Origin of the sequence: Sphingobium cloacae (genome assembly GCF_002355855.1) — a bacterium.
In the GTDB taxonomy this organism is placed as follows: domain Bacteria; phylum Pseudomonadota; class Alphaproteobacteria; order Sphingomonadales; family Sphingomonadaceae; genus Sphingobium; species Sphingobium cloacae.
In genome coordinates this window covers 392,070-417,071 of the sequence record NZ_AP017655.1, presented here as the reverse complement: position 1 = coordinate 417,071, position 25,002 = coordinate 392,070, and the positions used below count along the sequence as shown (strand labels likewise).

The window sequence follows — 25,002 nt, the reverse complement described above, 5'->3', positions numbered from 1 at the left end:
TCACCGCGCCGACTGGCAACGTCACTACGTAAGGCTCCTGAGTGTATCGATGGACTTCGGCTCGATCATCAGATTGACCGGATCAGCTCCGGCCGGATGGCCCAAGATCGAGAGCAGGTTATGGGCAACACAAATGCATGATCGACGAACTGCGGGCGCGGGCGTAATACTCACCCTATCGCGCCATTGCCTGCCTGTCGTCAGTTTCACCGATCAGCAGATCGCAGGCCGTCCACCAAGCCTGCCAAGCTGTGCAAGTCCGCCAGCCCCATCGAAGGAGTACACTGACGTAAGAGGACGGCGAACGACGCATCGCTGAATTGGGGCGGAAGCTGCAAAGCGCAGGTGGCCAGCGCACGATCTTAGGTACGATCCCAGTGTTCGCTGAAAAGGGATGACCTCGGAGGGCAGATGCAGCGAACGGGCTGCCTGCCCAGCCTTGGAGTCCAGCGTTGAAAGCTATTCAACCGCTTGTATTCATCGCCCAAAACTACCTCACCAGGTTCCCGCGGCTTGCCGCAAACACGTCCGGGCCAAACCGCCGACGCATGTGGCTTGCGACCTTCTTCGCATAGGCGACCTGCCTCGCCTCGGTTGGGCTATGATAGACGCCAACCGCTTTCCAATAGTCTCCGGTCGCTTCCAGCCCGGACAGGAATATCCAGCGTGCCGCCTCGACATTAAAACAGGGATCGTAGCGCAGCCAATGACGGATCTGCTCCTGGGGTCGTTCGAGCAGTCGGGACATTTTCGGCACCCAGCTACTGTTGATCTGAAGCGGCCCGAGATCGTGGGTGCCGTTGGTATTCGCGATCTCCGCGCCCAGCCAGCCAGCCTCCTGTGTCCGCAAGCCCCAAAGCGTCTTTTCAAGCCAGGCACGCCCCCGCGCGGCGACGCGGATGCAACGGGCGATTTCGGCGACCTCACCAGGTGCAGCTTGCTTCGCCAGCACAGGAGCCGGCGTCAGTATGACGGACAGGATCGCTATACTGGTGAGCGCCCTTCCCGCTACCGAGGCCTGGAAAATCATTGATCGACACGCCCTCATTGCACTATCCGATCACGAAAATCGGAGGGGCCACGTCGAAGAAGATCGCGAGACGGCAGACCATCCGGCTCGAACGGAGCGCCGGTCAGCAGCGCAAGCAATCGCTGCCCGGAGACGATTTCGATGCCATCGGCGCTCGAACAGATCGTGCGGCTCATCCCGCCGGTGCGACCGGTGTGGATGAACATGCCGCGCCGCCGCCGCGCAGCGCAAAGCATGGCGAACTCACGCACATGTTCAGGCTTGATCGCATCGCGATACCGCTTCGCCTGGATCAGCCAGCGCCGGCCATCGATGATGACCTCCCCGTCGACGCCGCCGTCCCCGGTATAGCGGCGATTACGGATGACGCGGTGCCCGCGCTGCTCGAAGGCTTCGAGCAGTAATTCCTCGAACGCCAGCGGATCCATCGCGCGCAGCCGGGCATAGTGCAAGACGGCGGGCTGATCGCGATCCGGTCCGCGCAGCTGCTCGCACATCGTTCGAGCCTGTCGGCGTCGCCAGCGATGACGGATCGGAACGCGATAATGGCGGTATAGCAGGGCAACGAGGGCGGCGCAGGCGATCGCCATCAGCAAAAGTTCCATCATCTTCTCCTATCGGTCATGCCCGCCGCCACGATCGCCATGATCGTGCTGCGGCTGAGGTTGGGATTGGGGTTCTGGTTGGTGGACAGGCTCGCGCGTACCCGCGCGATCGGGCTCCGCCGGCGCGTGCTGACGGTCCCGTTCGATCGTGCCGCGCAGGAAGCGGTCGACCAGCGAGGCAGCCTCCTGCGCGCGGCCGGCGAGGATCTCGGCAAGACTGTTCGGGCGGGGTTCGGAGCGGCCCTGCCGTTTCCGCTCGCGCTGCTCCCGCTCGGCATTACGGGCGGCGCGCTCGCGGGCATTCTCCTCGCGGGAGCGGTCGTGCCGGTCCTTGTGGCGAAGTCCCCGCATCTTGTGGCTGTCGGCCCTGATCCGGCCGAGCCCTTCGAGCGACGAGGTCTTCTCGCCCGATCGCGAGGCGAGCTTTTCCGCGAGACGTTGCTGGCTCTCGGTCCAGAGCTTCACGCCATAGGCGGCGCGAGTGATGGCGGTGTAATAGTTCTGACCGTTGACGAGGCCGGATTCCACAGGCGCCAGCGCATAGACGCGGTCATAGGTCTTGGACTGCGACGAATAGACGGTTTCCGAATACCCATGATCCCAGGTCCGGTGGACCGAGAGATCGACCTGCTGGACGCGCTCGCCGCGGTCCCATCTGATCGTCGCGATATTGCCCTCGAGCGCCAGAACGGTGCCGCGTTCGGCATTCTTGACCTCGAGTTCCTTGTTGACCAGCCGCCACTGGATGCGGTCGCCCTGGGCAAGGTCGCGCTTCTCAGGCAGGAACACATTGACATGCGCCGCCTTGCCGAGGCCCGGACGCCATTCGATCTGGCGGCCATGCTCGTCGACCAGGCGCACGACCTGGCGGCCATGATTGTTCCGGCCGACCCCGACGACGCGATAGTCGGCGTCGCGTGCGATCCCCAGCCTGGGATTGTCGCGCGTGAACTTGAGCACCTGGCCCGCGCTGTAGAAGCGCGCCATCTGCTTTTCCTGGTCGGTCAGGCCGGACGGGGTCAGCACTTCGAGCCGATGGTCTTCGGCCGCGACGGTGCCCTCGCGTTTCAGGACTTCGCGGATATGGCTGTTGACGATCAGACGGGTCGCGTTGTCGAGGACGAGGATATTGGTTTCGCCCCGTATCTCCGGTTTGAGCCGGGTCCAATCGGCGACCATCGCCTTGGCGAGGTTCTCCGCGGTGTCGCCGGTGGTCACGCGATCCAGCGCGGCGAGCGACGCGGCATAGTCGCCCTTGCGCGCCATGTCCGCGGCCTCCTGCGTCGCGTCGGTCAGGTGGCGCCGCGACTCCTTGAGCTGGCTAGTCGGCAGCCCGAGTTGCTGGAGCAGCCAATAGGCCTTGCCCTGCTCGATCGCGCCCGTCTGCTTATTGTCGCCGAGGAATATGAGACGCGCGCCGGTCGCGCGGCTGATCTCCAGCACGCGCAGCGCCTGGCGGTTGCCGAGCTGGCCCGCCTCGTCGAGCGCGAGAATATGCCTGTCGGTAATGCCATAACCGCCGCTCGCGAGCAGCGAGGCGAGCGTGCGGGATTCGATGCCCGCCTTGTGCCCGAGTTCCGCCGCCGCCGAAGAGGTCGGTGCGAGCGCCACGGTGGTATAGTCGTCGCGGGTCGCATCGACCAACGCGGCGACCAGGGTGGATTTGCCTGCGCCGCCGACACCATGCACGCCGACCGCCCGGTTTGTGCCGCTGCCGATGGCGATCAGCGCCGCGGTCTGTTCGGGCTTCAGCCTGGCGGCCGTCGCAGCCTCTTCCAGCCGTTCACGGGTGGCAACCGGCTTCGCATCGCCCATGGCCAGCGACAGATGCTCGGACAGGGCGAGTTCGAGTTTGGCGGTCCGGCGCGATGTCCGGCCGCGCGGAAGCGGCTGGTCGCCGGTCTGGCGCACCGTGACCAGCAGCTTGCCCTTGTTCTCCTGCGCATCGTAGAGCGGCCGCACGTCGCCCAGGCGGACCTCACCGACATGCGATGCGAGCGCGGTGCGATAGAGACGGCCTATATTGTTGACCGCCTCGCGCGTTTCATTCTGGCGGATGCCGAACAGAGCGGCGCGGCGGGCAACGCGCGGATCGGTCTCGATGGTTCGTTCACCCCGCTCCTGCGCCGCGGCCTGGAGCCTGTCGAGATCTTCACGATAGGGTTCAGCACGCACGCGCCATTGCTCGCGCAGGTCATCGAGGCCGATCGTCTCCTTGGCCTTTCGGGTCGCGAAGAAGGAGATCCGGCGCTGGGCCTGTCCCTCAAGCCCGTGCTCCGCGGCATGCTCGTTGATCTGCTCGGCGCGCTGCGAATAGTCACGGATAAGCTGGCCGGGCATGCCTTCGACCTCGAACAGCCCCTTACGCGGATCGAACACGATCTCATGCCCCAGCGCGCGCACGTCGCGGGCAATCTCGTTGCGATAGATCTGACCCATGACGAGCTGCTCGGCATACATCGAGCGCGTCTCGAGACTCGACATGCGGTCGCCATTGAGATGGTTGGTCATGTTGAGAATGACGACATGGGTATGGAGCTGCGGGTCGTGCTCGCGGCTGGCATATTCGGTGAAACGCGCGAACAGCAGCCGGCCCGTCGTCTCGTGGACGATCTCGCCGTCCACCCGGCGGCGCAGCTCGGCATGTTCCTCGGCATAGGCAAGCGCAACCCCGACCGCCCGCTCGTGCGCGGCAAGGATGCGCTCGTCGCCCGTGACCAGCGCCAGGATCGAGATCGACTTGGGCGCGCTGATCGTGAAATCCCAGCCGGGATGATGCTGGATGCCTTCCTTGCGCCGGCGACCGAGCTGCTGGTCGCCGACCTTGCCGGCGAGCAGTTCCTCGAACTGCTTGGGGTCGACAGGCCCGGACAGGCCGAGGCTGGCGGCGAGCTTGCCGCCCCATTCGGAGGGTTCGTTGCCGCCCTTGGTATAATAGTCGCCGATTGTATAGTAGCGGCCGATATTGGCGGGTGTCCCCTTGAGGCGGCGAGGATGGATCATGCCGGCTTCGCCTTCTCACGCGGGCCTTCGGAACGGCCATGGCTGTCGAGCCGCACACGGATCGTGCCGCGCGTCGCCCCCAACAAGGGGATGGGGGTGGCAACCCTGTTCTCCTCGTCGGGATGATCGTCGATCGGCGCTCCCTCGTCCGTCATGCCGGAATCGCTGTGGTCGGTGGGTCCGAACACCTCATCCTGCGGCACGGCGTCCTGGGGATCCGGCAGGCTGGGCGGCTCCTGGGTCGGCTCCCGCGCCGGCGGGGGATTGGCCTCGCCGGTAAAAAGATCGCCTTGCCCCGTTCCGGGAGACGGCGGCGTGTCCGGATGTCCCGGACCCTGCCCTCGCCTCGCGGCCTCCTCCCGCGCCTGGCGCGCGCGGCGCTCTGCCCACGCCTGGGAGATGATGGCCTTGCCGAGCGGCAGCCTTTTGGGGGGCTCGGTGCGTTCAACGAACGCGGCCGCGATCGAAGGCAGCGGATTGAAGCGATCGGTGAAACGGACGACGGGGAGATTGCGCCCGAAACGGAGGAAACCCGAAAGGTTCGGCAGATGGGTGACCTCGGTGTCCAGAACCAGCGGGCGGGTCACCTGCATGCGACTGAGGTTCACCCCGTCGCGCATGTCATTGACGCCGTAGCTCATCCCCTCGTTGGCTTCGACCTGCTCGACCCGGCCAAGGTTTTTGGAGATAAGTTCCGAGGTGTCGCTATCGTTCGCCCGGAGCGCGACCCAGGTCGAGCAGTAGCCGGTGATGGCCGCCGCATCCTCCTTGCCGTAGGTCGCGGTCAGCTGGGGATAGGACTGGAACCCCAATATGCCGCAGCCGCCATATTTGCGCGCACGGGCGAGGAAGTCGGATAGGCTGGGGAGCTTCTGGAGCGTCGGCAATTCGTCAATGACGCAATAGAGCCGCCGGTCGCGGTCGGGCGTGAGGCTCATGATCGCGCTGATCGCGATGTCGAGCCAGACCGTGATCAGGGGGCGCAGCGAAGGAAGCTGGTCGGCCTTGACGGTGACGAACAGCCAGCTGTCGTCCTTCTCGTCCTCGACCCAACGCCGGATCGAGAAGCCGTCCTCGGTATCGTCGAGATAGGCGAAGCTGCGCATGACCGAGGCAAGCTCGGCCTGGACGCCGGCCGAGGTGCGCTCTCCCTCGGCGGAGATGAAAGCGGCGGCATCGGTGCCCTTCACATAGGCGGCAAGATCGGCGAGCGGGGAACGCAGCACCCGATCAAGCAGGACCGAGATGAGCGTGTGCTTCTGCCGCGCGAGCTTGCGCAGGACGGCGACCAGCGTGCCGCGCGCGGCCTTGCTCCAGAACGGATCGCCATGTTTGTCGGGGATCGTAGATTCCGCGATCTGGTCGTAATGATACTCCCGCGGAACATCGACCCAGGGACTCCAGATGTCGGTGCGCTTGTCGAGCGGGTTGAGCAGGATGTCCCTGCCGGGGCGATAGAATTTCTCAACGAAGCTCCCGGCCGTGTCATAGACGATCGCCCGCTTACCCTGCTTGCGGATGCCTTCGAGCATGGTGGTGATGAGGTTGGTCTTGCCCGTTCCTGGAGCGCCGACCAGCAGGATATGTTCGGGCTCGAAGGCTTCCGGCACGGCGACGCCGCCGATTGTGAGCGCCCCCTTCTTCTGCCCCCGGAGCGCGCGCCGCACTTCCGAGGCCGTCCCGAAGCGGGCGCCGCGCAGATATTCGTTGGAGCCGAGCCCCTTCCCAGTTCTGGTAAAATAGAACCAGGCACTGACCAGTCCGAAGAGGGCGACCACACCGGCAATGGCCGCCCCGTGGATGAGGTCCTTTTCGAGTTTGTGGAGCGCCTGCTTCGCGACACCGGAGTCGGCGAGGGTGTCGGCCGAGGTCCAGTATTGGCGCCCGTCGGGGGTGCGGAACAGCACCGGGTCATTGGTCCCCGGCGCCGCATCCGCCTTGATGGTCGCCTCCACCAGCTTGGCGAGGACGAAGCGCTGATAGTCGGTCGACTTTTCGAACGCATACCAGCAGGTCCCCATCAACCAGAGGATCAGCCCGGCCAGCACGGTCTGGAAAAAGACCTGGGTGGTCATGCGGACATTGTGGACGATCGCCTGCCCGCCCCGCGTCCAGCTCCCCAACGTGTCGTTGCGGAAGATGCTCATGGCCGGCCCCTCCCCCGAACGGCTGGCGGTGCGCTACGGCATGCCCCCGGATTTGGGATGGCCCTGACCGGCAGGGAATAATCGCAGGCAATCGCGCGGCCGGACGGGAAGCCCGCCGAGGGGGAACGCGAGGCCGGGCATGTGTCCGCGAGGTGGGGATCCGCGCGCCGGGTCATGGCTGTTCGTCCGGTGAGAGCAGCCCCTTTTCGAGGAGCAGCGCCCTGGCGTCGGCCATGCCCTGTTCGAGCGTCTCGGGCGACCGGCGTCGCACCGATGCCGCGAGGATAGAGAGCGTCTGCAGGACGCAGGAGAGGATTTCGTCCTGCGTCGTGTAGACGTAGCCGCCGCGGGGATCGGCGGTCTGGTCGATCGCGGGGCGGAGGAGTTCGGCGACGCTGACGCCGACTTTACGGGCACGGCGCTGCAGCCGCTCGTAAAGGGCATCGTCGATCCGGATTGTGACCCTTGCCAAGGTGATGCTCCGACTGGAGCTTCGACAAGGAGGTCACGACGCACAGCAACTATAGCGCAGACAAGCGACGATCACAATAAAATCAGCGTGGCGGACGTGTCTGCCAGCCGGAAACGGCGGAATTGCGGGGCTTTTTCGGGCAATAGTACTGAGGCGGCAGACGCGTCAGCCAAATAACGTGAAATCTGGCTGACGCGTCTGCCAACGGAAACCATTGATTATAGGGCAGTTTCAGGCCACAGCACCCGTGCGTACGGTGCATTACAAACCGCGAAGCGCGTGCGTCGCTTGCCCGCAGCAACGGAGTTGCTGCGTCATCCCTACCGCTGCCGGGCGCACCCATTGCGGTGGTGGTCGATGTGGGGAGATAGGTCGCGCTATGCGGTGGGGTCGCTTGTGGCGCGGGTGCGCCTGTGCGACAAGGATCGCGTGACGAGCGGGCCAGCCTGAGAAGGAAACTGGTCATGCCTAAAATGTCTGAACGCGATAGGCTCGCTGATCTGGAAGATCGCGAGAAGAGGATTGCGGTCGAGAAGGCTGCGCTACGCAAGCGGCTACGCGATCGCTATGCGGCAATGGTGACGGCGCTGCCGGTCGAGCAATTGACGGAACGCGAGTTCCGGGACGTGCTGGGCCATGTGTTGCGGTTGGGCGGCGCTGCCGCGCTGGCTGCGCTCAAGGGGGCGTCGGGTGCCTCCGATGCTTCCCATTCGGGGAAAGCGCCAGCCGCGCCAAGGCCCGCAAAGGGGGATGACGGTGGGGCGCTCGGCCCTTCGGTGGGGGCGTGAACCTGTCGGCCCTTCCCCTTTTGGTTCTTCCCGCCGCCGCGCCGTCAGGCGCGGCGGCGGCCGGGGGCACGACAAAAGGCCAGCGCGCGGGGATGCGCGCCAGCCTTGGCGGGTCTCGTGTGATGGGTAGCGCGGCGCTGGGGGAAGCGCCGCGCCGTTTGGTTTCAGGCGCTGCGCCGTGCTTGCCTGAACGTGTCCCCCTCGCCGTTCTGCGGCTTGCGGGATGCGGGGGCATCCTTGGGCTTGCGGAAAGCATGGATGGGAACGCCTTGTTTCCGCATGGTCTGATAGAGATTGGCTTGGATGCCGGACCCTTCGCAAAGGACGGCTTCCACCGGCTCAAGCTCGCCCATCTTGCGGTTGCGCTGATAGGGAGCCTTGCGCCCGCCACCATAGAGGCCATAGGCGACAACGGGGACGCCTTCCCGCGCTGCCCATGCCGCCGCGATGGCGTCCGCCCCTTTCCGTTGCCCGGTGGTAACAAGCGTCATATGCGGAACACGGGCCTTGATCTCGCTTAGCTTCGCCCAAAGCGGTTGCCATTCCTCCCATACGGCTGGGCCGGAAAAGATGACGACGGGGCCTTGCGGCTGGTGCTTCTCGCGCTTGGCAAGGGCGCGCTCCTGCAAGAAATCCAGCGCATTGATATAGCTTGCGGTGGTGACAGATGACGCCTTGCTGCCCTTGGTCGGTGCCCATGCGCGACGCCAACAAGCGCGATACATGGCGGCGGCATAGTCGCGCAATGTCTCGATGGCTGCGCGCTGTTCGGCCAGCGAGCGGCATTGCAACTGGGTATCCTCAAGGTCTTTGTTGAATACCTCGCCCGGTTCCATGCGCCGCGTCATGTCGCGGATTTTGTCGGCAAGCCTATCCTCTTGGCGCTCCACCGTTCCGGCAACGAAATGGAAGCTGTTGACGATACCCCAAGCGATTTGCGGGGCGAGCGGGTCAAGCCGCGTGTCGGTCAAGAGGCAGTAAAGCGACGTGATAAGTTCGCCGCATACCTTCTGCGCGGTGAACGGTTCGGGCATGGTGTGTTCGCCCGGTTCGTCGCCGGGTTCGATGATGGACAGCGGCAGCGGATCGCCAAAGGATGCTTCAAAGGCAGGGTTTGCGGTTTCCTCCGCGATAAGTTCCGGCAGGTCCGCAAATGTGCTAACGGTTTTCTTAGCTGACTTCTTCGTCATGGGTCTGACTCCTGATGGCAGGATGATCGGTTAGGGTCCGGGGAAGCGGTGCAACGCTCCCCCGGCCCGTCTCGGCCTAGCCCCTAGAACGCAACTTCATCGTCCAGATCGGCGGCGGCTCCTTGGCTGGACAGTCCGCCGCTTTCATCGGCGGTGCTGTCACCGAAACCGTAGTCGTCGCCACGGTTGCCGGAAGGCGCATTGTCGCGGGTGGCGCGAATGGCGGGACCGAAATCGTCGCGCTCCGGCCTGCGCCATGCCACCCGATAGCCTTCCTCCACCGAGCCGAAAAGCGCGATGGGCAGGGCTTCGGGCATCGACGGGTCATCAACATGGCCTTGCAGGAAAACCTCGCCGGTTTTCTTGGCGACGGCTTCCCAAAGCGCGCCGACCTGAACGACACGGCCCCCGACATTGGGCGCGATGATTTCATAAGCCGGGGCCAGTTCGTTTTCGCTTTCCACCGGGCGCAAGGCCAGCTTGGGCAGGTCGATTGCGCGGGTGGCAATCCACCCGATGATGCGGCCCTTGTTCAGGTTAAACTCACCGATATTCATAGCCTTTACTCCAAACGATGCATCCGGGGCCAATCCCCATCAGCACCTATACTTATACCCCCTCCCCCTTTTTGAGTATATGTCATTGTTTTCTTGACAGTATTTCATCGCATTTGGTGAGCCAGAGCCAATAAAACGGACGCGGCAGCGTCCCGAACAAAGAAAAGTATGGCGAAGCCATTCCTTCCTGATCAGCGGAGGACGCGACGGTGGCCGTCTGTCATCGCATTCGGAGCCGCCGTCGCCGGGGCTCAAGGGTCAGGGCTGGTCGGGGCAAGCAAGGGACGTCGCGCTGCGGCCTTTAGAAAAGCTTGGAGTAGAAGGGGCCTGCCGACCGCTTACCCCAAGCGACAACGTCGGCAGGCCCCTTCTACTCCTAGGTTTTCTTGGCCGGAGGCAGCCCTTGCTTGCCCCGACCAGCCCTGGCACGCCGAGACCCTGCGAGGCGGCGCAGAATGTGATGACAGACTGCGTGCGACGCTGATTGCGGGCCGAGGCGTCCTCGCCGAGGCCCGCGGCGACGGTTCCCCAAACGCGATGCCCGAGGAGAGATCGGAGCGTGCCTTTGGGGTTGCTACGCTGGCCCGAGCCAGAGAACGTCGAGGAGGCTGCTGCTGGCCTTGCGTGCCTCGACGATGACAGTGGCGTCCACCAGCGGCGGGAAATCCTGCGCGCCATTGAGACGCCAGACGTGGCCATCCTCCATCTCGAGGAGGAAACCGCGCTCGGATCGGCGCAGCTGTCCACGGAGGCGCAGAGGCGCGGCCGCCATGGTCACGGCGCGGGGTGCCGGCCGATCGGGGCGGCCCATGCGGAAGCGAAACTCATGATCGCGATCCTATTGCGGGCATCATTCCGATTGTAAACATGTTCGACCTATGTTCTATTCATGGATGAAAGGACTTTCCCATGATCGCGGACTATCTCGCCACCTTCGATTTCAACCTGTCGCTGATCGATGCAGTCAACGACCCCGATATCGCGGATGTGCGCAGCCAGATCGCCGCCCTCGCGCTCGGGGAAGGTCTCGACAGCGGCTACTATGCCACGCAAGAACTGGCTGAGGCCTTTCTGGAGGCGGCTCGCGAAGCCAATGCCGAGATCACCGATCCCCATAGCCCGGCGCGGGAAAAGCTGGTGGATATCCTCGATAGCGGTCCACCCTATCAACGCAGCCTGTTCGACGCGGTAGCCACGTTGCCGTTGGCGGACGCGGCCAGCCATCTCGCCTGGCTTACCAGCGTAATGCGTGATCGCGCGGATATGTATCGGCCGGTCGAAGCGGCGCGTCTATCGACACGCTGAATATCCCGTCCCCACCTGCGGCATCCGGTAATTTCGCACGGAACCGATTGGCAGTTGCTGCCCGATTGGGTTAGAGGGGCGGGTCCGCCGGTGGTGGGCCGGAGAGTAGAAACTCCGAACAATAGAGTCGGCGCATGCCTTGCGGCCGGATTGCCTGATTATGTCCAGGCTCCGGCTAAAGATCAGGCACGCGTTCTATTGTTCGCGTCTTTCTACCGTCCGGCTCAGGGGCCGGCATCCTCCTCCGGGGGGGTGCCCGCCGACTGAGCGCGACGGGACGGAGAAGCACAGATGACAGACGAAGAGCCAGGGCTGGAAAACGCCATCAAGCACATGGAGGCGGCACTCGAATGCCTCGTCGACCCTAAGGACCAGGTGGTGGCGATACGGCTTTCGCACGCGCTGGATCTGGCGCGGGAGCGATTGCTCGAAGGGGCCTGAGGAAGGATCTCATTCCCGAACTGGTCAGGATAGCGCCAGAGTTGTGGGATCATCCTCCCACGGATTGAATATGGCTGCGCCGCTGTGACGCACATCCTTGACGTTGCGAGTCACGAGATAAAGCTGGTGCTCAATCGCGGTGGCCGCCAGCATTGTGTCGACAACGCCCGGCGCATGGCCCGTCCCTAGCTTGACGTCGCCGGAGATTGCTCCCCATCGCCGGATAATCGCGTCATCAACGGACAGAATGCGACCTTTGAAACGCGCTTCGAGCGCATCGCGAGCCCCGATATAGCGGGGCCGCTCGGGATGGTTCGCGGGTATGGCGTGGATTCCCTTGTCATATTCGCCGAGCGTCAGGATGCTGAGGAACAGCGCTTCTTCGGGCTGCTCCGACGCCCATGTCTTCACGCTCGGCGCGCCGTTGGGATTTATGAGGGCGGCAATCACATTGGTGTCGAGAAGCCAGCCGATCACAAGACGATGTCCCGTCCGCTATCGCGTTCGCGCGTCAGATCGACGCCTTCGAGGTGCAGTCCTTCGAGAAAGGCGACAAGCGGCTTCTTGCGTTCAGGCGGCAGCAATCTTTCGAGTTCGTCGGCGCTGATGATAACGACGGCATCCTTGCCGCGCACCGTGACGCGTTGCGGCCCTTCGCTGCGGGCCAGGCGAACCACCTCGCTGAACCGCGCCTTGGCGTCTTCGAGCTTCCATCCGCGCGCCGCTGGTGGAAGCCTGGAACCACCTTTGCGTGCGGGGCCGTCACCGGCGCGTTTGGAGGTAGTCATGAAAATTCTCCATCTGACTAGTTAGTCAGATATAATGATCCAGCGGTATCGGCGCAAGCTCGATCCGGCATCGGTAGGCCATGTGTGTCATGCCGGCCTGATCCAGTCGCGGGCGGGTGCCCATCCGAGAATGTCACTGCCGCTGTCGCTGACGGCCTCGCCCGATATGTCCCGCCAGGGCGATCGAGGCCGATAGACCGGCATGTAACGGGCGGTGAGCACTTCGAACGTCGAGCAGATATAGCCGCTGAGGCGGATGGCAAGAACGGGTCGATCGTCGTCCGGAAGGCCTGTGAAGACTGAAAGGAAGCCGGGCGGGATAGGGAAGAGTGTGCTTTCGATCATGGCGCGGGCAAGCCGCGTCTCCAATTCGCCCGCTTCGGAGCCCCAGGGATGCGCATCGATGTCGAAGCGATCGGCGCTATCCGGCGACGGACGGATCGAGAATTCACCAGACCAGCAGCGACTGTCCGGGTTCAACGCGGGGACCTCTGCCTTGGCGGCGTTATTGCCCGTATCGGCACGAAACCAATCCGCCATCGCCGGCGTAAGCTGGCCGGTCAGGGCCCATGCCTTGATAGGGTCCGGATCGCGCTCGGGAAATTCGACAAGCCACCATTCGGCGCGATGATGGAGAATCACGCCATAGCAATGACGCTCGGCCGAATTGGATTCGGGACACTGGGTCACGGATACCTCCTTTTTGCGGGCTTGAAGGCCGCAATTGCCCCCATCGGCACAGCCAGGCCGTGCGGCGACGGTGATCGGTGGTTGCAACCGCGCGTCGTTCACGCCAATCTGGCGGTCAATCTTGTGAATTCGCAGCGACAGGCGTAATCGGAGCGTCTCGGACCTGTGAAAAACGGGCGGTCGCCTATCGCCGCTTTGAAAAAGAAACAAAGTGCTCCGACAGGGATGCTCGTGATGAACCTGCCTATCGTGTATCAGCCGCATGCCGTTTCTGATGACGGCGCAATGAGCTTCATGCTCTTTATGGCGGATGCCTGGGCCAAGATGCAGCCGAAGAAGCTAACGCTCGCAGATATGGACGAGTATTGGAACTTCTGTCGGGATGACGAGGTGAGGCGGGCGAGGAGATGATTCGATCGATGGGCAAGACCCTGCGTGGCGTCCTCGACCTTATAGGCCGGTGAGTTCTTCGCACACCGCATAGGTCAGCGACCGAGGCTAAATTCACCAGGACCTGCGTTACTACGTGGCGCTATAGGTTTCAGCCGCCCACTGCGCGACCCACCCTTCGGTGATTTGCTCGTGCGCGATCTCCCCTTGTTCGATCAAAGTGCGGATTTCCGCCCGGGCGAGATCGAGTGCTCTGTCCCATGCGTTTCCGGCCGAAAGCGCAGGTTTCGTGAGCGGCAGATGATGCTGGAATGCGGCGTCGCCCCCGTCGAGCCGGGCCTGCTGCCGGCGTTGCCATCGCTCCATATGACCGGCAACGAACTCGTCGGTCTTCGAAAAGCCTTCGCGCCACGCCTCGATCCGCGCGGCCAGAGAATAGGCGCAGGAATCGAGGCTGGCGATGCGATGCGCAAGCGGCCGCAAATAATGGAGGGCTGTTCCCTTCACACCGAAAAGGTGGAAGCGGAGCGCAGGGTCTGCGTCCCGGTCGAGCCGGCTTAGCACCGCGAGAAGCCCATCAGGACCGGACACCGTGCGGCGGCACATGGAGCCGATACCGACAACCATGCCTGGCCGAAGGATACCGGCAATGCCGTCGAGGCATCGCAGATAGTCGTCGGGATGCCGTCCCTGGATGACGGGCATGAACCGGGCATCGATTCCGCGATCGGCGGCTCTTGCATGACAGGCATGATTGAGCGCGATGGTGCGCGAGATACGGTCGAGGACTTCGTCGCGGTCGCGGGCAATTTCCTCTTCGGTGCACAGGTCGAGGCTCGCGAAGCGCCGAAATGGGTAGCTTGCGGCCAGTTCGATATAGTCATCGGCCGTCCAGGGCAGCCCGCGGTAGCGATGAGCGACGACAAAGCCGGCGGAGTCGAGGTCGATCGACACCAGGCGCGAGGCATTGGCCAGCGAACGCAGGTTCCAGCCCGCCCAGCGCGCATAGCCCTCGCGGCGATCCCATCGCGACAGCGCGTTCGCTGAAATGAGGACCGGATAGCGCATCTCGATCGCGCGCTGGAGAAGCGGGCCACGATTGAGATGCGGGAGGCCGACGATGATCTCTATGTTCATGCTGGCCTCCGCGACGTCACGCTTCTCAAGCGAAGGGTCGGTGAGACGAAAGACGGTTACGCTTGCGGGAGCCGGAAATCCTCCTGCCCTTCTAGAACCAGCTATTGCAAAGGTTGCAACGGCTCCACCAGTAACCGTGCTTGTCGCCGACCTTATAGGCGTTGATGTTGAACCGCTTGCCTGTAGGGCTCGTGGGATCATCATAGCACTCGGCTGCGCCGCAGTTGGGACAGGTGATGCTGTCGGTTACGATGATTTCGGGGGTGTTCGTGGTTCGCTGGCTGCTGGACATGGTTGGTGAACTCCCAGATGAAACTCATCCACCAACCACCCCCTTTCCCCCTGTGGAGAACGCGAAGGGCGCCATGTTGCCGCCCTGTTGTTGCACCAGTCTGCCGCGCCAATGAGCGGATCGATATGGGGCCGGGTTAGCCCAACCGGGTCACCAGCGCATGAGCATCGGCTTCGCAGGCCGCCGCCCCGAGCCAGACGGAACTGCCATCGCGGCGTCCGGCATAGAGTCCGAAGAACTGCGGCGCGACACCCACCGTTTCGGCGGACATGCGGGCGCGCGAGTCCTGCACCAGGCCAACGATATCGACGTGGCCATTCCAGTCGACAGGCAGGGGCAGCAAGGGACTGAATGCCTGGTTCTTCGAGAGCCCCTCGGACCATTCGGGATGATGATCGTCGAGAAAGGCGGCCACGACGCGGAATGCGCCGCTGTGGTCATTATGGATCGCCTCCAGCAGCGGAGGCATCGCGAGCAGCTCGTCCATCATGCCCCGCACATAGATTTTGAACGCAGGATCCTGCCGTCGGCTCCGTGTGGCGGAAGCGAGCGCCGTCTGGAGTTCGAAGAGTTGGGCGCGGGCGTGCGCGAGCGGCGTTCCGGTCGTCAGGTCGGGTCGATCGAAGATGTTCCCGAAGCGCACGCCCGTCGGCGCAGTGCAGGTCTGTTCGAAGATGGTGACCGAAAGAGCGTCCCAGCCTGCGGTCGATATGGCTTCCCTATCCGTATAGAAGTCGGGCTCCATGCCGGACAATTGATCGAGGGCATCGACCCGTATCCGGGCATCGGCAGTCCGACACGAACCTGCTTTGATATCCTTTTCAAGCGCGATTTGGAGTTCGATTGCGGGAAGCGCGATACGCCAAGGACGATTGGCGGGATCATGAGGAAACAGGCCGCGCCTTTCGATCAGCCGGTCGATCTGGGATGCATCGCGTTCATCGGATCGTTCCTCGAACATGTCGGCGGCAAGGGTATGCCAGACGGAAAGCGTGAATGTGTCGAACGGAACGACCTGGCGCGCGGCCATGCAGTCGTCCTCGCTTTCCATATATTCGGCCCAGAAATCACCTTCGCCAAGCGCGTCGTTTTCGGGATTATAGGCAAGCTTGCGCGCAACCATCAGTTCGTTGCTGGACAGCGCGACAAGATCGGCGGACGGCCGAGAGATGATGTCGGCGGTTGCTTCCGTCGTGAAACCGGATAGCTGATGGGTGGGCATGGGCTGTTTCCTTATGGAGATCGGAGGATCCACTATGGCTCCCTCGCCCATCACCTCTTTCCTCCCCTCCTGCGGCCCAGGACTGTTCGCTGCGGTCAGTTGCTCATCCAGAATAGGGGCAAGTCAGGCAGCCTGATCACGCCCGGCCCGCCGTGCCGGCCAGCGGCTGGATGACCTTGACGTCCGCCAGTTCGCCGAACGCGGCAATATGCGCCTTCAGCGCCGCTTCCAGGCCTTCCCGATCGTCGAACGCCTCCATCGAATAGGCCCGGCGCGCGAGAGCATCGGGGTCGGTGCCGAACATCCGCGCAAAGTGCCGCGGCCAGTGACAAAGCAGGATCCATGGCCAGCCCGGCTCAGGGGGCGAGAATTCGAAGAAGCTTATCTCTCCCGCCTCGCGGCAACTGGGTTTGCGATCGAGTAGATCGGGTGCTCGCAGGCCGTCCCGGTCCACGGTGAGGAACGCTTCGAACGCGGCAAGCTCCTCATCGGTCTCGATCATGACGATATAATAGCGATCGAGTGCGAGCCCCTGCCCCGCGAGACGCGGCGGAATGTCGATGACCATCACCGCCGGAGCGGTGACGAGCGGCATGGCATAGAGGCGGCGTCTGGCGGCAAGCTCGTCTGACAGGCGCATGGCGGGATTCCCGAAGATGTGGTTGCTGTGAGCGATCGCGCTCATCGTATCGAATGGGCGGAAAGACAGTCTACAGGTCCGACCGGCGCCAGACATCCCTGGTGCTATCCGCGTGGACGGCAATGAGGCCCTGTCCATCTAACTCGGCCTGGACGCAGCAGACAAGGTCGCCGGTTTCCCCGATGCCGGGCCGTTCGTAGATATAGAGGTCGAACAGCGCACCTCCGTTCGCAAGTATATGGCGCTCGCGGATGCGCGACCAGGGGAACGTCTGATTGAGATCGGTGTCCGCCCAATCCGGGTCGGCGCTGATCGCACGGATATTGAGGGCAGCGTTGCCGGTGGTGAGGCTGAAGCGCTCGGCGATCTCGATCGCAAAGCGGCGGACGGAACTGTGGCGGCGGGCGATACGCTCGGCGACGTCTCGCAGCTGCCGGACGTCATCGGCGGACAATCGAATGGATTCGGTCATCGATGGCATCCTTGTGATGGAAGTTCGAGGCTGGGGGCGGGTTCTAGCGAGGCGTGCAACCACCATTCCGCAGTGATGTCAGCCGAGACGGCCGGAGGCCAAAAACGCCATCCTTTGCGCATCACTGGCAAGGGTCACGAAACAGTCGTCAGGGCGAAGATAGACGACGACATACCGCCCGCGCTCGCATAGTCGCCGGATGTTGGCGCGACTGCCCTGGCTCGTTCCGTCCCATATGACGAACCCGACACCGGCGAGGCGACACATTTCCCGATCTTTCGCGCTGTGGAAGGCGCGCGTACCCGCAGGAGCATCTGCTCGGATCTGCCGGACCGGCCATATGCCGATATTGTGCCGGGGGACGGAACCTCCGCAGAAGATCGTGACGTGACGCACACCGCAATCGGCGAGGAATCGCTGGACCGCTGCATCCGCGCCAGATGCGTCGCCAATCACGACGGGCAACTCCTTTTCGATGACGACGCCGAGCCGCTTCATTACGCAGGCCGGAAGCTGCCGGATGGAAAGCGATCCGGAGATGAATATGGGTGGCGTGGATACGCGATGGTATGTGGCAAAATCGCTGGCGGTCATAGCAAGCTCCCAGGGAAGTTCACCGTCAGCCCCTCCTACTCCCCTCCTTGCGGGCCCTTTCGCAATGGCCGATCCTGTGGTCACCTCCGAGGGCGCGCGCATATCTTGCCAGCGCGATCCCGTCATTCCCGATGTTGCGCGATGATTCGTCGGGCGAGCACCTCGATTTCCTGACGATCGGCGGTCTGCGTGCAATCACCCGGATAGACGATGAGATCGTCCGCCGCGGCGCTGCCCTTGCTGATGAATATCCGCCAGACATTATGGCGAATTTCTGCCTGCTCACGCGCTTCGGTTAGAGGATTCAATAGATCCGCCCACTGGTGCCGGTCGGGATCGTCCGAAAGATCGGTCCAGTCGCTCAACATCCCCCAAACCGTATAGCCGTCGATCTGTGCATGATGCTCGCGTGCTGCGCGTCGCTCGGCCTCGCGTTTCGGTGCGTCGCGTCTTGCCTTGGCCTCCGCCTGTTTCCAGCGGACCGACGACAGCCCCTGTTCGAGGCCCTTGATGACGTCGGCCGCCAGGGCTTCCTGCCGCTTTGGCACGATATAAGAATGGTGTGCGGCCGCGATCTGTTCGGCGCCATATCGCGCGAGCGCAAGCAAGGCTTGCAGCTCGGTCTTGCTCAGAGTGACCCGAAGGCCGCTCGCCATCGCGTGCGTTTTCATGGGCAGCGTTCCTTGTGCCAAGGTTTGAGGCCCGCGAGCGGGAGCTTGTATTCCCGCACGGTGTGATGACGCTCCTCGGAAAAGAAACCCCAATGGCCGGTCGATGAATATCGCAGGAAGAAGAACTTCTCGTTCTCCTCGGTCCTGATCCACATGCCCGGCGTGATCGGGTATCGATCGGCAGGGTTCATTGGCGCCTCCACGACGATGGGATTGGTATCAGGCGACGTGCAGTACGAGATTTTCGTCCTTCGCCGGGCGCGTCTCCGTCACGCAGAACGGCTGGATCGGGCTGCCGGTGCGGATGACATACTGGTTGCGGCCGGTGGCGCTACGGCGCTGAATCGCGCAGGCATATGCGTGCTCCGCGCTCGCCAAACGCTCGCGAAGGGGAGACAGTTGGGCCATGATATCCTCCATGAGGTTGAGATGGGGAAGGTTTGCTGCCCGGTAGGCGGGCATGGCCGATGCGGGATCAGCCTTGTTGTGACGGGTCTTCCTGATCGTCGGAGGCGGCATCGTGGGAGACGACTGGGCAACCGATGCTGTCGATGACGGTGCGCGCCGAATTTTCCCAACCGGCGCGCTCAAGGATATCGGATACATCCGTCCTGACGACGTCGCGTTCGCTCTGGTCGGCAGCGAGCGCGATCTGCCTCAGGGCACGAAGCCCCATGTGCATCTCGATCATGTGGAGACCGCCTCCACGGTAATGCGGAAGGCGGAACGATCGCCCAGCACGAGGTAGATCTGCGTCCCCGTCTGGATATCGCAGCTTGCGATGCTGTCGATATTGGCGCTTGTGCCATGGATTTCCGAAATTACATGGGGCGGACGGTCATCCTTGCAATCGCCGCTCTCGTCGCACTTTTTGGCATGAGTCTCCAGCAGCTCGCAGATTAGGGCAGCAATCGTGCTGGCGCGGGTCGGATTGTCGCTATCGGTCCTGTCGATCGCTTCGCGCAGGATCGGTGTCAGCGCGTCATTGATCTGGAAAAGCAGATCCGACCTTTCGCTATCGCGCAGACCGTCCAGCACAGTGTTGGGAATGAGGGTGTTGACCGCATGGGTAGCGTCATCGACCAGCGCGTCGAATTGATCGTCGTTCATCGGAATCTCCTTCGCGGGTGCGACCAGACGGGGCACACGAGGTGTCCGGTGCTATGTCGGGGATGGAAGAGCTATTGGCGGTCTCAGGGGCGCTTCATCATCCGAGCCCGGACGTTCTCGACCCAATGCGCCGGGTTATTATGGTGGTCGATAAACTCCTGTGACCAGGCGAATACTGTCTCAGTATCCGGCTCGATCATATCGAGCGCGTCGCCATATTCGGGGTGATGCGCGCCTTTGCAGCTGTTGCGCATGAAGATGAGTGCGCCGGCGCACATCGCGCGGGCATCGCTGCCATCGCCCGGAATGGTCTTGTGGCAAGGCAGCGGCGGCCCGTCGAACTGGATCTGCTGCGTGAAATCCTCCGGCCGGTAGCCGCCCAGCCAGCCGGCGGGATGATCGCGGCGCCAGGGGCATTCGTTGCACGGCTGCTTGAGCAGCGGCTTCATGTCGCGCCAGCTCGCAATGTTTGCAGCGTCTCCTTCATGAGCCACCGGGTCGAGCCGCCGAATATCTCAGTATCGGTGACGACATAGTAACCGCCTCCGAAACCGTCAGCGATGTCCTTGTCGGCCACCTCCGCCCATTGAAAGCCGAACGGCAGCGCGGATTTGCAGACTTTCTGGATCAGCGATGCGAGGGCCGGAACGTCGGCTTCATGGCCGCTGATGAACGCGAACTGTGTCTTGGCCTCCGGGTCGCCTTGAATGATGAGATCGGCATCGAACTCGGGAAAGCCCGGATCCGACCAGAGATCGAGAAAGTCCGCGAAAGGATCCTCCTCCTCCGGTTTGTTCGGAAAGGTGTTCCTGAATCCCTCGCTGAGCGACGCGTAATAGGTCTTCACCGCTTGCATCCCGTTAGACGGGAGTTCGGCGAAGTCGCTGGACAGTTGGGTCGATACGGCGAAGCATTCCTTGAGCAGGATTGCTTCCTGCGGCATCAGCGGAATGGCGAACGCCGTTTGCAGATAGTGATTGGCCATCTTTCAGCTCCTGGATGGAAAGGATGGAACAGCACCCGGCAGGCTAGATCGCCGGCCCCGACGGCAGCCGGTGGTCGATCTCATCATCGGTGAGGCGTTCGAGCAGTTTCAAAGCGGAACCGCCGTCCGGTTCACAAATGACGATCGTGCGTTTGCCCCGGTCTTCCGGGGGCCACGCATCGGGATCGGCCTCGCCTGCAAGACCACGAATATCAGGATGCGTGTGCGACCAGATCAGTTCCAGCTTCTGTTCGCGGGTCATGCCCGGAGCGGCGGCTGTCTCATGGGCTATGATTGCCGCCCGCATCGCGTCGGGGCTATGGCGATCTCCAAGATTGCAATAACCGGTAAACCAGCGCTTGCGTCCGATCGTGATGGCGAAGAAGACCGAACCGACGAAACCGGCCTTGAGTTCAGACCAGGCAAACATCCCGGCGCGCATGAAGAGCGGCGGCAGTTCCTCAAGCATGGATTCGTAGGATTCGAGTTCAATCTCGAACCATCTATTCTCAAAAGCCTTCCCCGAAATGCGATCCTCTAACGAACAATCGGGAACGCGGTTGAACAGTTCGAACATCTGCTCGCGTGTCGCGACGCCGTCGAAAATCTTCCTGAATGGAGGAGCCTGGGTCATGGGACGATTCCTCATGGACATGGCGTGCCGCGGCGCGCGTGATGACGCGCCGGGCAGGCCGGAAAGAGAATGGGCTATTCGGCGGCGCCGAGAGCGGCCCCGTCGTCATTGTCCGCGAAGCTGGCCTCAACCAGATAGTTGACAGCCTGCATCCTAATCGCCCGGTCCTTGGGGATCAGCCAGGAGACATGCTCGCGGATCGCCTCGCGGACTCGCTCAAGGATTGCGGCATCCTCGCCGAGCAGCAACATGTTCGCAGCAAAGCGCGCCTGCATATCGAATGTCGCCTGCTGGGTATGATAGCTGTCGGCGTCGCAATCGTCGTCGTGATAGAAACAGGCGGCTTCGAGCAGGTAGGCGAGTTCGCTGGGTGTGATTGCACAGTCGGCGCTGAGCAGGATGGTGACGTTATCGAGATCGTTCGAGCAGTCATCGGGAATAATCAGCACATCCGCCGGTAACGAGAGGATTTCGGCAGGTTCGCCGGAATCGGCTGACGCCTGCACGGCGATTTCGAGTTCGATCGCATCGACGCGCCCGGAGACCACGACCTGCGACAGCTGCGTGTCAGCCGCATAATCGAAGACGTCGCCTTCGCCCTGGTCGACCCGGAAGGACCATCCGAGCACTCGCGGAAGTTCGTCATACCAGGCGTATCCCGCGAATTCATCGACGGGCTCGACTGGGGTCGCGCCGTGCAGACGTCCCGACGCGAGGGCGCGCTCGGCACACTGCTCGATATGGGCCTGGTCCGTCGGCATCAGGATCATCGGTTCACCCGCCACCCGCTCGCCGAACATGGTGCTATCCGCTTCCGCGGTGCGCGGAGTCCAGACCGACAGCCAGGGTGCGGCTTCAGGGAGGAACACGCCCAGCGCCTTGGCCCGCAGCCAATGGGCATGCGACAGCCGATGGTGACCCTTGCGGGCGACGGTGCGGAAGATCGCCGCCTCGCAGGCCTCGCGCAACGCCTCGAGCGCCGGCCCCTGCACCATTTCTTTGCGCGCAGGGAGCACGAGTTGTAGGTGGCCTGCGTTGTCAAACGGCGTTCAAAAGGGACCCCCGATCGGCGTCGAAGAGGGACCCCCTTTTTCGGATATGATGTTGGTTTGTTGAAGATGGCCTTGCGCTGCGTGCGGCGGAGGGCGGGCGTAGCCCGACCGGAGGCGCGCGCAGCGCAAGATAGATTTTTGAAGGCGCCGAAGGTAGCGGTCAGCTGCGGTTTTTGAAGCGCCAGCTGTCGTTGCCCGTCTCGATGATATCGCAGTGGTGGGTGACGCGGTCGAGCAGCGCCGTAGTCATCTTGGGATCCCCGAAGACGGTAGGCCACTCGCCGAAGGCAAGGTTGGTGGTGATGATGACGCTGGTGCGCTCATAAAGCTTGCTGATGAGGTGGAACAGCAACTGCCCTCCCGAGCGTGCGAACGGCAGATATCCAAGCTCGTCGAGCACGATCAGATCGAGCCGCGACAGCTGCGCCGCCAGGGTCCCGCCTTTGCCGATCCGGGTCTCCTCTTCGAGGCGTGTCACCAGCATATGCGCCCTGGGTGAACTGATAGGGCGTCGTACCGGTGATGGTTCCGCTCGCGTCGATGATGCTCGCCGATCCTGCGACATAGGTCTTCGATTGCGCATTGATACCGCCGCCGAGCCGGAGAGCGGACCAATTCCCCGGCATGCGCGCCATGGTCCAAAGCTTGAGCATATGGCGCGGCGTGCGCGGAAAATAGGCGGCGCCGTTCGATGCGCCATAGCCGGAACGGTATTTGTTCTCGTTGTAGGTGTAGCCGATCGACATCTCCCAGCCGGGCAGGATCTCGCCCACCAGTTCGGCATCGATGCCCTGCGCGCGGATCGCTCTGGATGCGACATAACAGCAGCCCGGGATCGTCGGTGACGTGAAATCCAACGCCGCTCCGTTCCTCCGATCGATACGATAGGCCGCAAGCGACCCGTTCAGCTTTCCGTCGAGCCACGATCCCTTGACGCCGATCTCCATGGTATTCCCGCGCACGGGTGGCAGCTGGGCACCCGTCGCCGTCAGATTGCCACCCTGCGGAATGTAGATGGATGTATAGCTGCCGTACAAGGTGAGCGACTTCGAGACATCGAAACTCACCGCCCCATAAGGTATCCAGACGCCGTTATCTTCATAGCGCTGCCGTCCGGCGGCGTAGTCATACGTATAATTGCTCAAACGGACGCCGGCGGTGACACGCAAGCTATTGGTTATGTGGGACCGCAGCGTCGCATAGGCGCCGAACTGCTTCTGACCACCGAATGGCAGGAGGGGAACATAGCTGCCCGGCGTCGCCGGTCTTGGAAACCCGGCGGGATCGAAGTTGAACACATCGGCCGGGGGCCGCGTCGGGTAGAGGGAAACACCGGTGCCGTCGCTGAACATGTCCTGGTAATTGATCCCCGCCAGCAGGTCATGTTTCAATCCCAGCACGCGGAAGCTGCCGTCAATGGTCACGTCGGCCAGTTTGGAGAGATTGGAAACATCCGTGCGGCTCCCCGCCAGGAGCGGTCCTGCACCGGTCACCGGATTGACGGTGCCCAGCGGGTAGCCAAGTTCATACGCATAGGATTGCCGCTGCCGCGTGAGATTGACCTTGAGCGTCCAGTCACCGCCGATCTTCTGCTCCAGCCGCAAGAACAGTTCGCTCGTCTTGTAATCGCGGAACGACCAGTCCGTGCAAAGGCATTCGTCCCTGGAAAGACCGAGATCGTCCCTCGTCACGGAGCGCGGCGTGCCCGCATAGGCGCCGCGGGTCTCCCGCTTCTCATAGCTGCCGCCAAAGGTCAGCAGCGTGGTCGCGGTCACATCGGCTTCCGCAATCCCATAGAACACCTGCTTGTTCATACTGGACGGTTTGTAGAAGAAATCGCGGTCCTCGAAGGCGGCGACCGCGCGGCCCCGCAAGCGCCCGTTCCAGCCGATCGGCCCTGTCACGTCCACGGCGCCGCGATAGCGGTTCCAGCTTCCCGCGAGCAGATCGGCCGAAACCTGATTGTGGTCCAGCGGGCGCTTGCGCACCATATTCACCGTTCCTCCGGGGTCGCCCCTCCCCGCGAACAGACCATCCGAGCCGCGCAGAATCTCGATATGGTCGAGGACTGCGGCATCGGGCAGTCCGGTGTTGTACCAAAAGTTGCTCACGCCAGGCGCGCCACCATCGGACTGCACGCCGAGCCCGAAACCGCGGGCGGAGAAGGACTCGAGCGGGTAGCCGGAGCCGTCCGTGACCGTCACACCCGTCGCCTGCCGCAAGGCGTCCTCGGTGGTGGTGATGACCTGATCACGCAGGCGCTGCGCCGTCATGACAGTCACCGACTGCGGGATCTCCCTCAGCGCGCGCGCCGTCTTCCCGCCCACTTCGACGGCCTGCGCCGTGTAGGATTGCGACCCTTCCGTCAGTGTCGTCGCGATCGATCCGCTTGAATAGGATGCAGCACCGTGGCTTGCCCCTTCCACGCGCACCGGCCCCAGCTGAACGGCGCCATCCGCCGATCGCGGCGCCGGTTCGAGCGTCACGGTACTCGATCCCGTGAACCTGAAGGTCAGTCCGGTCCCGGCAAGCAGGCGGCTCAAGGCCTCGGCGGGAGACATGGTGCCCCGCACGGCGCTGGCATGGCGGCCACTGGCAAGATCGGCATCGGCCGTCACCTGGAGCCCTGACTGACGACCGAAGAGGATCAAGGCCTCAGGCAAGGATTGAGACGGGATATCGAAAGTCCGCTGCGTGGCCTCCGCCTGCGCCCATGCAACCGTCGGGAAGCCGGACGCACTCAGCGCGCTGGCAGCAAGGAGCATGCAGGCCAGTGCACCGCGCGCG

Annotated in this window: 30 protein-coding genes and 2 pseudogenes; 5 read left to right on the top strand and 27 right to left on the bottom strand. The window is 63.1% G+C overall.

What is annotated here, in order from left to right; all coding sequences use genetic code 11:
• Positions 1-490: 490 nt before the first annotated feature.
• From SCLO_RS02215 to SCLO_RS02195, 5 genes are all read right to left on the bottom strand, one after another.
• Positions 491-1,030 carry a lytic transglycosylase domain-containing protein gene (locus tag SCLO_RS02215; protein ID WP_013846858.1) on the bottom strand — a complete coding sequence of 180 codons (540 nt, stop codon included), beginning with the start codon at positions 1,028-1,030 and terminating at the stop codon, positions 491-493.
• Between the two features lie 14 nt (positions 1,031-1,044).
• Complete coding sequence (locus tag SCLO_RS02210) at positions 1,045-1,638, bottom strand: restriction endonuclease (protein WP_231746298.1); 594 nt, start codon at positions 1,636-1,638, stop codon at positions 1,045-1,047.
• Between the two features lie 6 nt (positions 1,639-1,644).
• Entirely contained in the window at positions 1,645-4,638 is a 2,994-nt protein-coding gene (gene mobF / locus SCLO_RS02205; protein WP_013846860.1) for a MobF family relaxase, read from the bottom strand.
• On the bottom strand, positions 4,635-6,785 hold the full coding sequence (locus SCLO_RS02200; RefSeq protein ID WP_013846861.1) for a type IV secretion system DNA-binding domain-containing protein: 2,151 nt from the start codon (positions 6,783-6,785) through the stop codon (positions 4,635-4,637). Before SCLO_RS02200 ends, mobF begins: the two co-directional genes overlap by 4 nt.
• 172 nt (positions 6,786-6,957) lie before the next feature.
• Entirely contained in the window at positions 6,958-7,257 is a 300-nt protein-coding gene (locus SCLO_RS02195; protein ID WP_013846862.1) for a ribbon-helix-helix domain-containing protein, read from the bottom strand.
• Positions 7,258-7,721: 464 nt separating this feature from the next.
• Between SCLO_RS02195 and SCLO_RS02190 the strand changes: the two genes are divergently transcribed.
• Complete coding sequence (locus SCLO_RS02190; protein ID WP_013846863.1) at positions 7,722-8,045, top strand: hypothetical protein; 324 nt, start codon at positions 7,722-7,724, stop codon at positions 8,043-8,045.
• Between the two features lie 164 nt (positions 8,046-8,209).
• Here SCLO_RS02190 and SCLO_RS02185 read toward each other — a convergent pair whose 3' ends face one another.
• Together SCLO_RS02185 and SCLO_RS02180 are read right to left on the bottom strand one after the other, a co-directional pair.
• Positions 8,210-9,235 carry an SLOG family protein gene (locus SCLO_RS02185; protein WP_062066095.1) on the bottom strand — a complete coding sequence of 342 codons (1,026 nt, stop codon included), beginning with the start codon at positions 9,233-9,235 and terminating at the stop codon, positions 8,210-8,212.
• 83 nt (positions 9,236-9,318) lie between these two features.
• Entirely contained in the window at positions 9,319-9,792 is a 474-nt protein-coding gene (locus SCLO_RS02180) for a DUF736 domain-containing protein (RefSeq protein ID WP_021243077.1), read from the bottom strand.
• Positions 9,793-10,351: 559 nt separating this feature from the next.
• Here SCLO_RS02180 and SCLO_RS24500 point away from each other — a divergent pair.
• The 3 genes from SCLO_RS24500 (at position 10,352) to SCLO_RS23220 (ending at position 11,538) form a co-directional block, all read left to right on the top strand.
• A complete protein-coding gene (locus SCLO_RS24500; RefSeq protein WP_145980662.1) occupies positions 10,352-10,657 on the top strand; it encodes a hypothetical protein in 306 nt (101 codons plus the stop codon).
• Positions 10,658-10,701: 44 nt separating this feature from the next.
• On the top strand, positions 10,702-11,097 hold the full coding sequence (locus SCLO_RS02170) for a hypothetical protein (protein ID WP_021244110.1): 396 nt from the start codon (positions 10,702-10,704) through the stop codon (positions 11,095-11,097).
• A 291-nt stretch (positions 11,098-11,388) separates the two neighbouring features.
• Positions 11,389-11,538: a hypothetical protein gene (locus SCLO_RS23220; protein ID WP_021244109.1), complete on the top strand. Its 150-nt coding sequence runs from the start codon at positions 11,389-11,391 to the stop codon at positions 11,536-11,538.
• Between the two features lie 24 nt (positions 11,539-11,562).
• On the opposite strand, the gene SCLO_RS02165 is transcribed toward SCLO_RS23220, so the two are convergent.
• The 3 genes from SCLO_RS02165 to SCLO_RS02155 form a co-directional block, all read right to left on the bottom strand.
• Positions 11,563-12,015: a type II toxin-antitoxin system VapC family toxin gene (locus SCLO_RS02165; RefSeq protein WP_021244108.1), complete on the bottom strand. Its 453-nt coding sequence runs from the start codon at positions 12,013-12,015 to the stop codon at positions 11,563-11,565.
• Positions 12,012-12,326 (bottom strand): type II toxin-antitoxin system Phd/YefM family antitoxin, encoded by a 315-nt coding sequence (locus tag SCLO_RS02160; protein ID WP_021244107.1) that lies wholly within the window; start codon positions 12,324-12,326, stop codon positions 12,012-12,014. The genes SCLO_RS02165 and SCLO_RS02160 overlap by 4 nt, the downstream gene beginning before the upstream one ends.
• An 87-nt stretch (positions 12,327-12,413) precedes the next feature.
• The gene (locus tag SCLO_RS02155; RefSeq protein WP_062066100.1) at positions 12,414-13,016 is read right to left on the bottom strand and encodes a hypothetical protein; all 603 of its coding nucleotides are present in this window, start codon (positions 13,014-13,016) and stop codon (positions 12,414-12,416) included.
• Between the two features lie 234 nt (positions 13,017-13,250).
• Here SCLO_RS02155 and SCLO_RS23215 point away from each other — a divergent pair, with 234 nt between their 5' ends.
• A complete protein-coding gene (locus tag SCLO_RS23215; RefSeq protein WP_013846872.1) occupies positions 13,251-13,427 on the top strand; it encodes a hypothetical protein in 177 nt (58 codons plus the stop codon).
• Positions 13,428-13,538: 111 nt separating this feature from the next.
• Here SCLO_RS23215 and SCLO_RS02145 read toward each other — a convergent pair whose 3' ends face one another.
• From SCLO_RS02145 to SCLO_RS23750, 17 genes and pseudogenes are all read right to left on the bottom strand, one after another.
• Positions 13,539-14,543: a deazapurine DNA modification protein DpdA family protein gene (locus SCLO_RS02145; protein ID WP_013846873.1), complete on the bottom strand. Its 1,005-nt coding sequence runs from the start codon at positions 14,541-14,543 to the stop codon at positions 13,539-13,541.
• 91 nt (positions 14,544-14,634) lie between these two features.
• A complete protein-coding gene (locus SCLO_RS02140; RefSeq protein ID WP_021244103.1) occupies positions 14,635-14,835 on the bottom strand; it encodes a hypothetical protein in 201 nt (66 codons plus the stop codon).
• Between the two features lie 136 nt (positions 14,836-14,971).
• Positions 14,972-16,057: a hypothetical protein gene (locus tag SCLO_RS02135; RefSeq protein WP_021244102.1), complete on the bottom strand. Its 1,086-nt coding sequence runs from the start codon at positions 16,055-16,057 to the stop codon at positions 14,972-14,974.
• Positions 16,058-16,193: 136 nt separating this feature from the next.
• Positions 16,194-16,742 (bottom strand): hypothetical protein, encoded by a 549-nt coding sequence (locus SCLO_RS02130; RefSeq protein ID WP_021244101.1) that lies wholly within the window; start codon positions 16,740-16,742, stop codon positions 16,194-16,196.
• 25 nt (positions 16,743-16,767) lie between these two features.
• Complete coding sequence (locus SCLO_RS02125; protein ID WP_021244100.1) at positions 16,768-17,169, bottom strand: hypothetical protein; 402 nt, start codon at positions 17,167-17,169, stop codon at positions 16,768-16,770.
• 78 nt (positions 17,170-17,247) lie between these two features.
• Entirely contained in the window at positions 17,248-17,763 is a 516-nt protein-coding gene (locus SCLO_RS02120) for a hypothetical protein (RefSeq protein WP_021244099.1), read from the bottom strand.
• A 122-nt stretch (positions 17,764-17,885) separates the two neighbouring features.
• Positions 17,886-18,434 carry a hypothetical protein gene (locus tag SCLO_RS02115; protein ID WP_021244098.1) on the bottom strand — a complete coding sequence of 183 codons (549 nt, stop codon included), beginning with the start codon at positions 18,432-18,434 and terminating at the stop codon, positions 17,886-17,888.
• Positions 18,431-18,625: a hypothetical protein gene (locus SCLO_RS22795; RefSeq protein WP_062066102.1), complete on the bottom strand. Its 195-nt coding sequence runs from the start codon at positions 18,623-18,625 to the stop codon at positions 18,431-18,433. The genes SCLO_RS02115 and SCLO_RS22795 overlap by 4 nt, the downstream gene beginning before the upstream one ends.
• A 28-nt stretch (positions 18,626-18,653) precedes the next feature.
• Positions 18,654-18,842 (bottom strand): hypothetical protein, encoded by a 189-nt coding sequence (locus tag SCLO_RS02110; protein WP_031290719.1) that lies wholly within the window; start codon positions 18,840-18,842, stop codon positions 18,654-18,656.
• 67 nt (positions 18,843-18,909) lie between these two features.
• On the bottom strand, positions 18,910-19,125 hold the full coding sequence (locus SCLO_RS02105; protein WP_021244095.1) for a hypothetical protein: 216 nt from the start codon (positions 19,123-19,125) through the stop codon (positions 18,910-18,912).
• Positions 19,122-19,544: a hypothetical protein gene (locus SCLO_RS02100; protein ID WP_021244094.1), complete on the bottom strand. Its 423-nt coding sequence runs from the start codon at positions 19,542-19,544 to the stop codon at positions 19,122-19,124. The genes SCLO_RS02105 and SCLO_RS02100 overlap by 4 nt, the downstream gene beginning before the upstream one ends.
• Positions 19,545-19,627: 83 nt before the next feature.
• Positions 19,628-19,993 carry a DUF6283 family protein gene (locus SCLO_RS02095; protein WP_021244093.1) on the bottom strand — a complete coding sequence of 122 codons (366 nt, stop codon included), beginning with the start codon at positions 19,991-19,993 and terminating at the stop codon, positions 19,628-19,630.
• Positions 19,990-20,529: a hypothetical protein gene (locus SCLO_RS02090; RefSeq protein ID WP_021244092.1), complete on the bottom strand. Its 540-nt coding sequence runs from the start codon at positions 20,527-20,529 to the stop codon at positions 19,990-19,992. The genes SCLO_RS02095 and SCLO_RS02090 overlap by 4 nt, the downstream gene beginning before the upstream one ends.
• A 43-nt stretch (positions 20,530-20,572) precedes the next feature.
• On the bottom strand, positions 20,573-21,106 hold the full coding sequence (locus tag SCLO_RS02085) for a DUF1419 domain-containing protein (protein ID WP_231923321.1): 534 nt from the start codon (positions 21,104-21,106) through the stop codon (positions 20,573-20,575).
• A gap of 131 nt (positions 21,107-21,237) precedes the next feature.
• Positions 21,238-22,158 (bottom strand): hypothetical protein, encoded by a 921-nt coding sequence (locus SCLO_RS02080; RefSeq protein WP_231923320.1) that lies wholly within the window; start codon positions 22,156-22,158, stop codon positions 21,238-21,240.
• Positions 22,159-22,375: 217 nt separating this feature from the next.
• Positions 22,376-22,696 (bottom strand): annotated as a pseudogene (locus tag SCLO_RS24360) (ATP-binding protein); the annotation flags it as partial.
• Positions 22,697-22,742: 46 nt separating this feature from the next.
• A pseudogene (locus SCLO_RS23750) lies at positions 22,743-24,980 on the bottom strand (TonB-dependent siderophore receptor); the annotation flags it as partial.
• Positions 24,981-25,002 lie beyond the last annotated feature (22 nt).